The following is a 14,753-nucleotide window of genomic DNA, read 5'->3' as shown; positions in this document are numbered from 1 at the left end:
GGTATGGGTATCGAGATACAGACTACTTCTTGGAAAGCCGCGATGAACCACAAATAAGCGGCTCTTTTTTACCCCAATTTTCTGCTCTTAAACCTTATCGACTGTATCCGCCCCATGAACCCACGGGACGATATTGTTAATACGTGAGCGCCGCAATCACACTGTTAGCGCTAAGGAACCTTTGAAACCGTCACCAAAGCTCACTCATAATAAGCTATTATTTACAGTAGATTTCGGTTAATTTTCCAAAGGCCATTATGAAAAACAAACTGAGTTTAGCAATTCAAGCATACTGCAACTGGATTGATTCAAACATTATTGAAATTGCTTATGTCGGTTCCATTCTAGTTGTGATTCTAACGCTCATCATCAATCTTATTTAGGCTTCCATTTCCTAAATATTAGTTTCCTTTACTCATTACCGAGCTTTTCTAAAAGCCTCAGAGTTAAATCAATCACCTCATGGATTTGGAGTTTTACGCCTTCAAATAGCTGCATGAGCGGATCTATTTTTGAGGTTGCAGCTTCAACAATGACTGATTTACCTCAACGATAAACTGATAACCTCTCATTCAATGAATCCTATCTTTTTAACCATTGCCTTGTTCGTTTGTAGGGGCCCGTCCTCTATACACGACTATTGGTTACGCTTGAATGAGGATACTATTGAATTAGAATGCCCCTCAAACATATATCGCCTTGGTGATTGAGAAACAAACAGAATGAAACAAACAAATCATATCGAACAATGCCAGCAAGAAATTTTGAGCTTTTCGGACCGATTACATCAATCTGGTTGTGCGCCTTACTCGGTAGCTCAATACACTCAAGCTTATGCAAAACGCCAGAACATTGATGTCTCTATTGATGTGACCCCGACAAAAGTCATCACTATTTTTGAGCAACCCACGCAAAAAGTCGTGATGGAAAACAAAAAACCACCCTCGGTTAACTTACGTGATTTAGTCGCAACGCTTAAAGGGTTTTCGACTCATTCCCATTACGAAGGTTCAGAAACCTACTCGAATCGTACCTTGTGCTTTGCCAATTTATTGCTTCCGCCATGTTATTTAATGTTAGTTGGCAGTACTTATCTGGCGGTCGGTTTATCCATTATTCTGGGCGCTATAGCCTGGCTAGCACAAATTTTCCTGACTGGGCCAAGAAGCATTCTTGTCGAGTTCTTTGTCGCCTTAGTAGCCAGTTTTTTAACCGGTATGATAGCGGCACAGGTTCCCGGCTTACCAACATTGGCACTGTGCATTTCTTCCATTGTCCTTTTTATTCCTGGGTTAACCGTCACCAACGGCTTAGCCAGTCTTGCTCTCAATGACTTTCGGTCAGGTATCGAACTGCTTGCACAAAGCGCACTCATAGTAATGAAAATATTCATCGGCATTGTTATGGGGTTAGGCTTAGCCAACATAATCAATCAACCATTATCGGTACCGGTATTTATTGATGAAATCCCATTCGTTCTTCATGTCACCGCACTGATCGGGATTTCTGTCGCTATTGGCCTTATTTTCAACGCAAGTATGACAGAAATTCTCTTAGGCCTTCCTGTCGCGGCAATTGGCATGTGGGGGCCACATTGGTTTACTTCCGATTGGGTTGTAGGTACATGGGTAAGCACAATACTCATTACGCTTTACGGGTTGGGGATGGGAAAATTGCGTCACGTTCCACCACTCATATACATTATTCAAGGGATCATCATTCTTGTCCCCGGTAGTCGAATCATTGTCGGAGCAAGTGAGTCCTTCTTTGCGACCTCCATTTTACCCATTCCGAATATTGGTCTGTCCGCCTTGCTGATGTTTGGCGCGATTATGGCGGGACAAATCATGGTTTATTCTATATTTAGTCGTCATTTTGATTCCATCATTGAGGAATAACCATCGATCTAACAATCGCTGATCAACACGCCCTAATAACCCACGATTGAGTCTTTATCTGCTTTTTGACGTTAACCGATTCTGAGAAGGTACTGATGAACAGAGTCTCGAAAATCGATAAGACTATTTTGTTTCAGATGGCGAGGGGAATGAGCAATATGGATTTGGAAAAACCGAATAGAATCGAAAGTAGCCAATAATTCAATAAGATAAGGATGCTTAGGATGAGTCAATGCAAAGTAGGCAGAGGTAAGCTAGGTATAGGCAAGCGCTAGGTTGATAGGCTTGCCATCTACTCCATTTCCGTTCTAACTACGCCACCAGTGCGTTCAGTTTTTTACGCATACTCTCTTTATCAAGGCCACCTTTAGGTCCAATGAAGACTAACCGTGACGAACGAGATTCATCATCTTCCCATGCATCTCCAACCGTCACATTGGCTCGCTGGCCCGTGCACTGAAATACACAGCGATGATCAGGACGATCGGTTAAATTTAAAATACCTTTCATGCGATAAGCATCAATTGAAAACTGTTGCAGTAGAGGATACAAACTTTGTAGATTAAGCGGTTGATCAGTTTCAAAGCTGAATGTTTCGAAATCATGGTTCACGTGATGACAGTGCTCATCATGACAATCATGGTGCTGGCATTCCCTTTGATCAGCCGCTATTTTGTTAGTGACAAAGCGCGTACTTTCAGGGGCATCAAATAAGATAGGTAAATCCACTTCGCCGAATGAAATATCAATCAATTTAGCAAACGGAGCTTGTACTCGGCACCATGCTTTGACTTGCTCTAGTTTATCAGCATCGACTAGGTCAACTTTATTAACCAGAACAATGTCAGCCACTTGAATTTGCTGCTTCGACAACGTCTCCATTGGGCCTTCTAGCCCTAAAATGTTTTCCGCATCGATCGTCGTCACGATTGCATTTAAAGGTGCGTGTGCTTGCAGTTCCGGATCTTCAAATTGAAGTGCCACTTCTTTGGGTTCTGCGATACCTGAAGTTTCAACAATAATATGGTCTGGGCGTTCCTCTAATGCGAGTAAACGCATTACCGAAACGACTAGTCCTTCTGCAAGGTTACAACAGATACAGCCATTCTCTAGGCTGATCATATTTTCACTTTCAGATTTAACTAACTCCGCATCAACATTGATTGATCCAAAATCATTGACGATCACAGCCATGCGCATTCCATTTGCATTGGTTAATATATGGTTTAGTAGGGTCGTTTTCCCTGCTCCTAAAAATCCGGCTAAAATTGTTACTGGAATAGGCTTCTTGCTCATAGCATGCTCTCTTTCGATTTTCGTTGTCTATATTTACTCGGTAAGCAATAAAAAAGGTTGAGCTAATGCCCAACCTTTTAAGTCAGGATAACTTAGCCAGTAACTTTGTTGCGAACCGCTTCACCTGGGTTTGAATCTAACAACATTTCACCAGCTTCAATGATAGGTGTCCCGTTTACAAGTACGTATTTCATGCCTGTAGAAAGGGCATTTGGTTTATCAAATGTTGCAACGGCTTTTACTTCATCAAGTTTGAAAATAGCTAAATCAGCATCTTTACCTACTTGAATACGACCTTTATTTGCCATTTGTGGCACAGCATCCTCAAGAATACGACATGCGTTTAAGCTAGTTCTTTCCATCGCTTCTACTAGTGTTACCGCTTTGTATTCCTCGACATATTTTTCAATAAAACGAGAGAAACAAGCAAGTGAGCGAGGGTGAGCTATTGCGTTGCTTGGAAGTGGCCATACATCACCTTCAATTAATACGCCTTTATCATCCATCCAAGGCATTGCATCTGAAGCGATAGCTGCACCTGGGAACAATACTGAACGGTCCATTTTAGCGCGATCTTCTTTGTTCTCATCGGGTTTTAAGAAGTGCATGACAACCACGGTACCGGGCGCTGATGCTTGTAGTTCAGTGACTTTTTCTTGGTTTAGTGCTTTACCATTCGCTTCCATGTAGCTAGCGCTTGGTACACCCCAACGTTGTAACCAATCGTCACCACGGAAAACTTCTGCGCCAATAACGGAAGAGCCAGCACCATAAGGATAAGCTTCAGTAGTAACGGCTAAACCTTGATCAATGGCGGATTGAACTAAATCGGCACAATCTTCGATATCTTGTACTGACGTGCTGTTGAGGTGACAAATGTGCATGTGTGCACCCGTTGTCGCCGACAGGCTAATGAGTTCTTGGTATGCTTCAAAGCTTGATTGTGGCTCTGCGCTGTTTAGGTAACGAACGTGAGTGTAGGTTGGTACTTCATAGCGTTTTGCTAGTTTAGCAAGATCATAGTACTCTTTGTGGCCATAACCTGGTGCGTAACCCGCGTTAATACCAATGCCTAAGCCCCCCTCTTTAAGACCTTGCTCAACCGAGCCCAGAATTTGTTTTAATTCATCTGGGGTTGCTAGGGTATTTTGCCAATTGTTTTTAGAAAAAGCTTTCTGGAACCAAACAATCGTACCATCAGGAGCAGGCATCGTAGGTTCTTTTGCTTGAATACGAGCGTAAGTCCATGCTACAGAAGCGCCGTAATTAATCGGGCGACCTTCAGCAGCAGTAATATCGTAGTACGTTCCGATTGGGAATAGACCAGATTCCATCTCAAGAGCGGTGGTTACGCCATCGAATGCTTGAGCACGGGCAGCAGGAAGTTGTTGTCCGTGAGCGTGCATATCGATAAAGCCAGGTGCAACCACGAGACCTTCAGCATCGATGATTGTTTTGCCTTGCAGCTTTTTGTCTGAGATTGCAGCAATACGCTTACCTTTAATACCGACGTGACGAATTGCGTCGAGTCCAGTTTCAGGATCAACAACACGGCCATTTTCGATAACGATATCAAATGGCCCTTTCTCGTTAGGCATCAGTTTGATGTTTTGACCAACCAGTTTTTCAGGGGCTGCATGTAAAACAGAGGCAAAAGGCAGTGCCGCAGCCCCAACCGCTAACTTAGTCAAAGTCGAACGTTTATCTGTATCGACACCATCAAGTAATACTTGCGTAGCGTCCAATTCATTTGGGTCGTAATTTTTCATATTGATACCTGTTATGTTTGTTGTAAAAGAATATTAGTTCATGATTGCTATGAAAACTATGCTGCATGTAGAAAAATCAATCGATTGACTAACACCCACCTTTCCATCATTAGAATCCACTGCCAACCGTTATATAAAACGCGCTGTCAACGTCACTAAAAGCGAGGTCTACCCCCATGTGTAACCCATATCGGCAAGCTATCTGATAGCGAAATCCAGCACCATACGCATCGACACTTTCATCGTCTGACAGACTGCCCTCTACTGTCGCTTTACCCAGGCCATAAAACGCAGAAACGGTCCAACGATTATCAATCGTATTATCGTATTCCGCGACAACACCCAGCCCAGAGGTCACCGAGCTTTCGCCCATAAAATATTGAATAACGCCATTGATAGCGTTATTCACATCTTCATTACTGGTCTCAAACTCTACCGAGCTCTGGCCAATAATATGTTTCACACCCAGCATCAATGGTGTGTTTGCCACTCGAAACTGGAGCTGCTGAAGCGCAGCGACTCCCGAGTTTTTTGTGCCGAATTGAATCGTTTTGTTGTACGACGCACCTATACTGAACTCTTTGAAAATATCGAGGTTCGCCTTTCCAGCGCCAACGCCACCCGTATATCGAATGGTATCTTTTAGCCACGACGGTATCACCGTTAATGTCGGTATCAGAACCTGCGCCATATTCAAAGTCCCCACCATGAATAAAGACATACACGGGTAATGACTCTGAACCATTGATCTCCGAAGGACGCCAAATATTAAGATTCAAGCAATCTTCAGATTGCTCTTGCTGGGTTATTTTAAGCTGTGGGCACACGGCGCCAAATTGTGTCGCATCTATAGCGCTATCAGCATTGTGTTCTAATTGACGGAGTGACTGTGCTGAAAACGTTGTTGATCGGCGTAAGTGATTCCTTTAAACGCTTCAATGGATACGCGTTGCTCGTCACCTGCTAAGGTATTGATCACAACAGACTCTCTATTTGCGAAAAGAGTCGCGTCCCCGATGGATACTGAAACCTGCTCTGTTGGTAATGTCTGAAGCGGTTCTGGCTTAATAGGACGTGAGCTGGTTTCATCACTACCCCACGCAGAAAGAGCAACAGTGATAGCGATAACCATGAGTGAGCGATGCGTTAAATTCATGGTTGTACCCATAAATGTGTTCGGCCATCTGACCTGATATTGGTATCATCAAACCTGAGAATCCCTATGCTCAGCCATGCTCATTTCTGGAGTATTTTTTCTTTATGGTGCGATATTAATTCACTCTTTAAATTTGAATAAATCGCTTATGCAGGACGTGATCCTACATATATTCACTACCGTGAGTGGATGTCGCTTTTTATTTATCACAAAGACTTCTTGTTGTACCTTCTTTGGCTGACTATCTAGGGTTGATAAAATTTCAACGGGTTCTTGAAACAGCTCTATAGGGGGTTGCTGTGACTCTCCTTCTGAAGCTTCAAACTCATCAAAGAACCCAAATATGTTATTAGAGTCCGATGGCATAGTTAGCACCAAACGTAAGTTTCGAGGCCAAAGCCAATATTGTTGAGGTCTGTTTTGACTTGACCCGAAGAGGTCCAAGGTAGAAGTGCGTCGATATCAGGCTCTGCTTTCGCGAGCTCTTTCATGCACTTGACCATGTAGTCTTAGAGGATAAGACCGTTGGCTTTTGCAGTCTCGACGATACTGTAAAGCATCGCGCTCGCCTCAGCACCGTTTGTGTGTTGGAGAATAGCCAATTTTCCCTGCCAATAACCAGCGGTTTAATTGCGCGTTCAGCGCGATTATTATCGATAGATAAGTGACCATCGTCGATATAACGAATGAGTTTAGGCCATTGCCCGAGCTAGTACTTTATTGCTTTGCCTAGTGGGCTAGAGCCTATCACCTTCTGGGTTGTCATCCATTGGTAAAGCTCATCCAGTATCGGCTTGGCATACGCTTAACGCTCTGCTTTGCGTTCTTCGGCAGGCGCACCTTTTAAGCGTGATTCTATCCCGCAGAGCTTTGGGGGTTTAGCCAGCGCTTTATCAGCCTTGCCCGATTTACCTTCCCCTTGAAGCTTCTTCGCGTCCATGAACTTGCGTTAAGCACCCCACATTAGTGACGTGATGCAGACCATGATAAGCCGTGTAGCCATCGGTTTGTAGATAACCGTTGTAGTCACCTAAAAAGTCCACGGGGCACACCCTCGCGCGACTGTTTTGATAGTCGTACAAGGCGATTTTTTCACATTCGGCAGTGCCGCTTCGGGCGAGTCAGCGCCTGAGCAGTAAAGCCACATATAACACTGCTTCTCTTCTTTGAGCACATTGAGCGGCGTTTCATCCGCCTGAACCACCACTTGTTGAAGTAGGTTCTCCTTCAAGGCCACATACAGCGGGGCGAACTTCTCACTGACTTGGATAACCCACCTTGCCATGGTGGCGCGTGATAGCTCGATACCCGACTGGGTAAACAGCGATCATCAATCAATGCATTGGGTGCTAACTCTTGTCCTCCACCCGCTAAGCGACCATTACAAAAAGCACCAACAAGGATCTCGCCGGTAAAGCTGCCTTTGTCTATGGGCAACGTGCCACTGTAGGGCTTAAAGCCAAGTGCTTTCACCACACCTGTTAGTGTATACGCACCGCCACCGAGAAAATCTTTAAGCTCGACTGGCGTTTCAGCTGTGACTTCAGCACCAAAACCCGCCGCAGCGACATTCATAAAATAGCGGTCATTCGCACGCACGCTATCCACCGCAAACGCCTTGCCTTCCAGCGCTAGTTCAAAAGCACCCGAAATATCGTTAGGTATTCCCGTTACGGTAGCAAAATCATTCGCAGCGCCCATTGGGACAAGCGCCAGTTGTGGTCTTTCACTGGCACGGAACAGGTTGAGCGCGTTAACGGCTTCATTCACCGTTCCATCGCCACCGACAACAATCAGACGCTTAACACCATCGCATATTGCCTCGCTTACCAAACGAAACATGTCCGACGATTCCCAAGTCACTCTAACTTGCAGGTCAATATCATTGTCCCTCGCCGCAAAGGTGGCTTGCCTTAATTCCGGGATATTGGCTTTCTTTCCGTTTAAAATCACGCGAATGCTGTCCATGGCTATGTCCTTGTATAGGCTAACTTGATAACTCTTTTGCTGCCGCTTTGATCTTAGCTCGTAACCACTTATGGCTTGGTTCATTAGTACGGCTTGGATGCCAAATCATACACATATCGAGGTCTTCCAACTCGAAGGGTAATGGTAGTGTTTTTACCGCGTACTTTTCAGCAAAACAACGCACTGATGAAATAGGCATTACTCCGATGTACTCAGAGCCTTCGATAACAGGAAGCATCTCTACAACGCCCGCTGCGCGATACACGATTCTACGTTTCTCAAGGTCACTATAGTGCTCAGAGCTTAATAAGCTTTTGCGCGCATGCCACCTAGAGACCACCACATGCTCGAGTGCTAAGAACTGTTCCATATCGATGGTATCGCCAACCGTAGGATGATCACTACTACACACCACGACCAGCTCTTCTGTAGAAATCACCTCGTGCTTAAGCATGGTTCTTCCTTTAGGCGTCATATCAACAATCACGTCGTGTCTTTGCAGCCTTAAATCAGACTCATAGTCTTCGGTAAACAGAGGATGAACCTCTAACGCGATACCTGGTGCGACTTGGCTGATTAACCGCATGACTTTTGGCATCATTTCGTAGCTCGCCGCCGAGACGCAGGCAATGGAAAACACGCGGCCTGAGGTTTTAGGATCGAAGTCTCTTGATGCGGATAAGGTAGAAGTAAAGTTTTTAAGTGCAGCGGCCATTGCAGGATAGATATCAATAGCGAATGTGGTTGGCTCTACGCCTGATGTGGTGCGATGAAACAGTGGCTCATCATAGATATCTCTCAACCTTGCAAGTGCTTTACTCACTGCTGGTTGGCTTATATCCATGCGATTAGCAGCTCTAGATAAGTTCTGCTCTTCATAGATAGCAACAAATATAGGAATTAGATTTAGTTCGGTACTTTTCATACAGTTCCATATTAAAGAAGCAGGTTCCCCATAGTAGAGAACCTGCCGATTATGTTCGATACGAATAACTAAAGTTTGCTACTTAGTTCTATCTTTTAAGTTTGGCAAGGCTTTAGGGATTTTCAAGCGAGCGGCAATTGAACGAGAATTGCTTGAGTTTGATGTGTCACTGGGCAAGTTACGTAACCCTTTCCATAAACGAGTGAATACGTTTTTATCTTCACATCCTTGTTGAAGGGCTTCGCTATCTTCTAGCCAACGCTTTTGTCCATTTGATTTACCATGTTGCGCTTTATCCAGTTGCACTTTATTCAGTTCTAACTGAGAGGTTTGGTTTCGCAATTGACGGTAGATAAAGGTTCTTAATGCAGCCCAATTACCTTGCTTAACTAAACGACGTAGTACCAGCCAACTCGGTGTTGGGCGATTTGCATAGTAACGCTTAACGGAAACAATCAACGCAATGCAGACCAACAACGCCAAACCAACACTAATAAACACCGACATGTAGGCCTTGATGAAAGATTGGACTGTATGTCTAGCTTCAAACACCTCGCCTTTTATCACCACGTTTTCAAGGCGTTGATTTTTGCTGTCCCACCACTGAAATGAAAACTCTGGCAGCGTAAACTCACCACCCTGCTGAATCACATATACAGTCTGTTCAACTCGGCTTGAGCGATAATCACCACGTTCTTGAGTGTCATCCAAACGGTTGGGCTGTGGGTAAGCTTGGAACTGCTTAGTGGACTTATTGGTTAGCACATCTGGCAGCAACACAGAAAAGCTGTCTTTTGCCTTAATCGTGATAGTTCGAGTAATAGCATCGCCAACTTTTAGCTCTTCACTTGAGCGTTGCCATTGCTGCTCTATATCTACTTCTGTCGCAGAAAACCAAGGCGTTTCATTATCGAGTAAACCTGAAGGCAACGAAGCTTCAAACTTAATCGGCTGCGTGTAAAGCGTACCGCCCACGTTTGAACCATCAGGAGCAGAAACTTGGATACGAACCGGTACGGTTGGAATAACAAACTCACCGGAAGTCATCGGATAAAGCGTCACTTCCCAACGCTGACGTGACCATGTAGTACCACCGACTCTTTCTGTGTAGTTCGTCGCGAGTTGGTTACGCTGCTTAGCGATAACGTTAGGGATTTCGATACTGCCGATTCGAGTGCCGCCCGTTAACCAGCGCGGTGTCGCCACCTCAATGTTCAGAATGACCTGCTCATTTACGCTGACTTTAGTCTGCGTTATCTTATCGCCTGACTTTGGCTTTTCCCCTACCCAAGCGATAAGCTCAACGTCACCACTTTTTTGCAGATCGAAGATATCGGCAGCAGAAGCAACAGCAGGAAAAAACCAACTCAACATAAGAGTCATCGACAACAACCATGTGCGGGCTGTGAATCGCGCTCGCTTTGATTGAATCGCTTCAAGAGCTAAATCATATCGACTCATTGCGTTTGCTCCTGTTTTGACGCTTGTTCGATGGAAGGCGCAGGATCTCTTAACTGAATTTGGAATTTGGATTTCAAGAAGAACTTAGGATCGGCTTCTACTCGCTTTAACCACTTGTCGGCAAGCTCTTGGCTGCCCAAAATCTCATTCGCGTTAAGTGTTTCCTTAAGCATCAATTCCGCTACCGTTTCTTCTTCAGCGCCATCACCCGTTCGCGGCTGATCGTCTTCGAGTTCTAAAGATTCTTCAGGGCCATCTGTGGTTCCAGACTGGCTTTCACTGGTTCGGTTTACCTCTTCGACAATTCCACTAAGCACAGCAAGATTGTTCTCCACATCCGTTCTTAGTTCTGGTGACAGATCCTCTTTCTCACTTAATGATTTCAAGAGGTCTCGTGCGGCAAGGTATTCACGCTGCCTAGCTAACGCACTCGCTGCATTGTACAAACCAAGGTCAGTTTTGGTTTGCAAAAACGCACTGTGAGCGAGCTTAAAATCACGAGCATAGTAATAAGCCGCGCCCTTTCGCATTGGGTCAGTAAAATGTTTGGCAGCTTGAAGATATTCTTTCTGATTCAACAGGCGTTGACCTTGCTGATCGGGCGTTAACCATAAGTCCCACCACCATTGAGCTGTTTTGTCCCAAGTAGTAACCGACTCCACCACAACTGGTTTCTCAGCGGTTAAGTTGACTGTTTTCGCCAAAGTGTCTGGTGAATACATGCTGCTTGTGATCATCAAACCAACGACACACCACTGCACCAACCACCCTTTTCTGAACCATAGCAACATAATGAAAGCCATTGGAATAAGCAGTCCATAGCCCATGTCTTTCCAAGGCATTGAAGATTCGCCGTTGAGCTGCATGTTTCTTTCAACCGCTCTGTTCAGTTGTTGGATATCCGAATCATCAACGGTCACTTCAATCACTCGTCCACCCGTCTTACTCGCTAAGTTACGCAGTGAATCTAGGTCGACAGGGTTATCGCTCACCACATCGCTATTTCCGGCAGCCAAAATCAGCAGCTGATATGGGTTTTCGTTAAAGAAAGTTTCAAAAGCTCGTGTGGTACTTGGATTCACACCATCTGATACCAACAACACTGACGAACCTAACTCACCAGACAATTGCTGATTGATGAGCGGCAACGCTTCCTCTGCTGACTTACCTGAAACAGGCATGATATCGGGTGTGATAGCCGCTAGAAACGGTTCAAACACCTTGCTGTCTTGCGTGACGGGCATCGCCACGTGTGCGCTGCCTGCATAAACCACTAAGCCCGTATTACCGCCTTTGCGAGCTGCCAATAAGTCTCTAATTTTCTGCTTAGATCGTTCCAAGCGACTTGGAGGCAAATCTTTAGCAAGCATAGATTCACTATTATCAAGCACAACCAACATCGACGCTTTGTCTTCACCAAAAGGCGAAGCCTCACGCTGCCATGTTGGGCCAGAACAGATAATGATGGCGATAGTCACAATCACCACCAATAGCTTCAACGGCAGTTGCTTGCGCCAGCCTGTTTCGCCAATCGTCAATGCATCACGTAAATGTGTAGGTAAAATGTCTTTCCACGTTGGTTTGGTCTCTTCTCTCCAACGAACCCATAACAGGAAGAACATCGGAATAAAGGCCAACAACCACAAAGGTCGGATAAAATGAAACTGGGTAAAAAACTGTTGTATCGTGAGAGAATCAGGCATCACTCTCTCCTTTCAAATTCTTAACAGAAGAAGCGAGCAGCGATCTTCGGCGTATCGTTGCTAAGCTGAATGCGGTCAAATACATCACTACAACAATCGCCATCAAATAGTGGTGCAGCCCCTGTTTAGGGCGATAAGTGGTACTTTCATATAACTGAGGTTCAAGCTCACCAATCTGAGCATAGGCTTTGGTCAGTTCGTCGCGGTTAAGTGCTTCAAAGGCTTCGCCACCTGACTCTTGAGCGACACGCTTGATGGTTTCCATATCCAGAGCAACCTCTCCAACGGTTTGCGGATCGCCCATCGCAATAACGTGAATTCGAACGCCTTTAGCCTTGGCGACTTTTGCGGCATCGATAGGCTCAACAAAACTTCCTGTATCATTACCGTCTGTTAATACGATCACGACTTTCTCTTTTTCGTTGGTGTCGACGTTTGAATCTTGAACGGCAGCACTTTGCTTTTCACTTTGTTCAAACACCTTGATCGCCAAGCCAATTGCATCGCCCAAGTGCGTACTTTGCCCTGCCATCGCGACATCGGTTTGATTAAGCAGTTCAAGCCATACATCTTGGTCCGCGGTAAATGGCGTTTGTACAAACGCTGCATCACCAAACAAGATCAAACCGAGTCGGTCACCTTTTCTGGTTTTCGCAAAATCAGCCAGCACCTCTTTGGTCGCATCTAAACGAGAGATTTTATCGCCTTGTTTAGAAGTGAAATCTTGCTCCGCCATTGAGCCAGACAAATCGACCACCACCATCACATCACGACCCAATTGTTCGCGAACCTGTGGCTCACCAAGAATGGTTGGTTTCGCTAACGCACACACGACCAATACCCAAGTAATAATGAGCGTGGTTCGTTGCCACCAGCTTGGAGTTAACTGGCTTGCACCTTCTGACGGTGCTTCCCCAATCGCTTCTACCAATTCTCGAAAAAATGGCACCTTAATCGCCATTTGCTTAGTTCGATAAGCTGGCACCGCAAAGTAGACCAACAACGGTAAAGGCAGCGCAATAAACCACAGCGGATGCGCAAATTCAAAACTGGCAGATAAAACATCAAACATTGTCTTGCCCCTCAACCGTTACCTGTACATTCGGCTTGTGAAGTTTTAGCCACATCATCGCGGTTTGAATTACCTCTAAACGCTGTTCAAAGCTCAAACGCACATTAGGGTCAATTAGGCTTTGCATCCATAATTCCGAAACTTCATCGGCAAAGAACGCATTGCTGTTTTCAATCGTGTTGGCGCTAACAGGCAGATAAGCGTTCAAACGGTTCACATAAGCTTGGCCAAACAACTTGGCATTACTGCTGTCTAGGTAACGAAGCACCACTTTGAGGACTTTAAAGGTTCGTTCGGTTGAGTTCTTGTCTCTTGCATCCAGTACCATGAGTTCTTGAAGCGCTTCTTTGCGATAACGGTTATTCCACCACCTTAACGCCAAGCGATAAGCCAGATAGATAGCGACCAATAACAGAATAACGCCAAGGATCTTCCAGCCGATCGTTTGAGGAGCCCAGCTCACACTGTCAGGAATGGCGACATCATGTAGGTCGCGAAGGATATAAGTACTTGGAGGCGTATGTTCAACAGCCATTTAGCGCCCTCCCACTAGTTTCTGCAGCTGTGATATGTGATTGCCCGACGTGTCTAATTCTATATAAGGGAGGTTTTTCATCGCCATCAATTTAGCAAGGGACAGTTTCTGAAGTGCCGCTTTTTGGGCAAGGCTTTTACTTGCGAGGTTAACCTTAGATTGGCTATCCAGATTAAGTTGAAAGCGACCATCACCCACCACCCAGTTTGCGCTTGCCAGATCTTGAGGCAATGATTGTTCTAATGGATCGGTGACCATAATGGCTAAGATGTCGTTGTGTTGTTGCAGTTGCTTTAGTCGGTCAAGATGTTGCTCTTGGCAATCTCGCCAATCACTAATAAAGATTAAGGTCGATTGCTTTAATCTCATTCGTTTTATCAGTTCAATCCACTGGCTAAATCCAACACCTTCGCTATCGCTCACACTGACACCTAAGCTTTGATTAGCCTTGGTAAGATGTTTTAACTGAGCCAATAAGTCCGATTGAGAACGCTGCGCTTTGGTATGAAAGAGCTTTTGGTGCGACGCCAAAACGAAACCAACTCGATCACCATCTTTCAGCACTCGCCATCCACACAATGCCGCCACTTCGGCAGCCACAACAGATTTCATGGTGTTTTGAGACGCAAAGAACATCGAACTGCGCTGATCGACACAGATCATCACATTACGGTCTTTCTCTTCGGTATAGCTACGAACATGAGGCTTACCCGTTCGCATCGTAACTTTCCAATCGAGATTACGGATATCATCACCCAATTGGTAATGACGTAATTCTTCGAAGTTCAAACCACGACCACGGAACAAAGAGTTATGTCTGCCCGAAAGTACGCTGCCCGCTTTTAAATGAGGTAACAGTGAAAACGACTCAGCTTGAGCCTGAATTCGCACTAACCTTGAATAATCACAATACAGTCGTGGATCAAGGCCTTGCGATTTGGGAGCTTGTGTTGGCTTCGCCATGACGCCC

At 45.2% G+C, this 14,753-nt stretch carries 12 protein-coding genes and 2 pseudogenes; 1 reads left to right on the top strand and 13 read right to left on the bottom strand.

From position 1 onward, the window contains the following. Nucleotides 1–722 precede the first annotated feature (722 nt). On the top strand, nucleotides 723–1,898 hold the full coding sequence (locus AB4154_RS11040) for a threonine/serine exporter family protein (RefSeq protein ID WP_372083680.1): 1,176 nt from the start codon (nucleotides 723–725) through the stop codon (nucleotides 1,896–1,898). A 312-nt stretch (nucleotides 1,899–2,210) separates the two neighbouring features. On the opposite strand, the gene AB4154_RS11035 is transcribed toward AB4154_RS11040, so the two are convergent. The 13 genes and pseudogenes from AB4154_RS11035 to AB4154_RS10975 all read right to left on the bottom strand — a co-directional run bounded on the left by AB4154_RS11035 (nucleotide 2,211) and on the right by AB4154_RS10975 (nucleotide 14,746). Continuing rightward, on the bottom strand, nucleotides 2,211–3,194 hold the full coding sequence (locus AB4154_RS11035) for a GTP-binding protein (RefSeq protein WP_032548688.1): 984 nt from the start codon (nucleotides 3,192–3,194) through the stop codon (nucleotides 2,211–2,213). 92 nt (nucleotides 3,195–3,286) lie between these two features. Further along, complete coding sequence (locus tag AB4154_RS11030; RefSeq protein WP_017062008.1) at nucleotides 3,287–4,963, bottom strand: amidohydrolase family protein; 1,677 nt, start codon at nucleotides 4,961–4,963, stop codon at nucleotides 3,287–3,289. Between the two features lie 109 nt (nucleotides 4,964–5,072). After that, nucleotides 5,073–5,708, bottom strand: a complete 636-nt coding sequence (locus tag AB4154_RS11025; RefSeq protein ID WP_372123016.1) for a hypothetical protein — start codon at nucleotides 5,706–5,708, stop codon at nucleotides 5,073–5,075. After that, nucleotides 5,668–5,790: pseudogene (locus AB4154_RS11020) on the bottom strand (carboxylesterase family protein); the annotation flags it as partial. The gene AB4154_RS11025 and the pseudogene AB4154_RS11020, both read right to left, overlap by 41 nt. A 44-nt stretch (nucleotides 5,791–5,834) precedes the next feature. After that, nucleotides 5,835–6,119 carry a hypothetical protein gene (locus AB4154_RS11015; protein ID WP_017062010.1) on the bottom strand — a complete coding sequence of 95 codons (285 nt, stop codon included), beginning with the start codon at nucleotides 6,117–6,119 and terminating at the stop codon, nucleotides 5,835–5,837. Nucleotides 6,120–6,487: 368 nt separating this feature from the next. Further along, a pseudogene (gene tnpC / locus AB4154_RS11010) lies at nucleotides 6,488–7,446 on the bottom strand (IS66 family transposase); the annotation flags it as partial. Next, nucleotides 7,347–8,087 (bottom strand): YegS/Rv2252/BmrU family lipid kinase, encoded by a 741-nt coding sequence (locus AB4154_RS11005; RefSeq protein ID WP_372123014.1) that lies wholly within the window; start codon nucleotides 8,085–8,087, stop codon nucleotides 7,347–7,349. The gene AB4154_RS11005 and the pseudogene tnpC, both read right to left, overlap by 100 nt. 19 nt (nucleotides 8,088–8,106) lie before the next feature. After that, the gene (locus AB4154_RS11000; RefSeq protein WP_017064697.1) at nucleotides 8,107–9,012 is read right to left on the bottom strand and encodes a LysR family transcriptional regulator; all 906 of its coding nucleotides are present in this window, start codon (nucleotides 9,010–9,012) and stop codon (nucleotides 8,107–8,109) included. Between the two features lie 78 nt (nucleotides 9,013–9,090). Further along, nucleotides 9,091–10,473, bottom strand: a complete 1,383-nt coding sequence (locus AB4154_RS10995; protein ID WP_372123012.1) for a BatD family protein — start codon at nucleotides 10,471–10,473, stop codon at nucleotides 9,091–9,093. Next, nucleotides 10,470–12,176, bottom strand: coding sequence for a VWA domain-containing protein (locus AB4154_RS10990; protein ID WP_372112944.1), 1,707 nt, complete (start codon nucleotides 12,174–12,176; stop codon nucleotides 10,470–10,472). Before AB4154_RS10990 ends, AB4154_RS10995 begins: the two co-directional genes overlap by 4 nt. Further along, a complete protein-coding gene (locus AB4154_RS10985) occupies nucleotides 12,169–13,248 on the bottom strand; it encodes a VWA domain-containing protein (protein WP_102332862.1) in 1,080 nt (359 codons plus the stop codon). Before AB4154_RS10985 ends, AB4154_RS10990 begins: the two co-directional genes overlap by 8 nt. Next, nucleotides 13,241–13,783, bottom strand: coding sequence for a DUF4381 domain-containing protein (locus tag AB4154_RS10980; protein ID WP_372123010.1), 543 nt, complete (start codon nucleotides 13,781–13,783; stop codon nucleotides 13,241–13,243). Before AB4154_RS10980 ends, AB4154_RS10985 begins: the two co-directional genes overlap by 8 nt. After that, the gene (locus AB4154_RS10975) at nucleotides 13,784–14,746 is read right to left on the bottom strand and encodes a DUF58 domain-containing protein (protein WP_372123008.1); all 963 of its coding nucleotides are present in this window, start codon (nucleotides 14,744–14,746) and stop codon (nucleotides 13,784–13,786) included. Between the last annotated feature and the right edge of the window lie 7 nt (nucleotides 14,747–14,753).

Origin of the sequence: Vibrio sp. 10N.286.51.B11 (genome assembly GCF_041469245.1) — a bacterium.
Lineage (GTDB): Bacteria > Pseudomonadota > Gammaproteobacteria > Enterobacterales > Vibrionaceae > Vibrio > Vibrio crassostreae_C.
The sequence above is the reverse complement of the archived record's forward strand: the minus strand, read 5'-3'. Positions and strand labels throughout refer to the sequence as shown.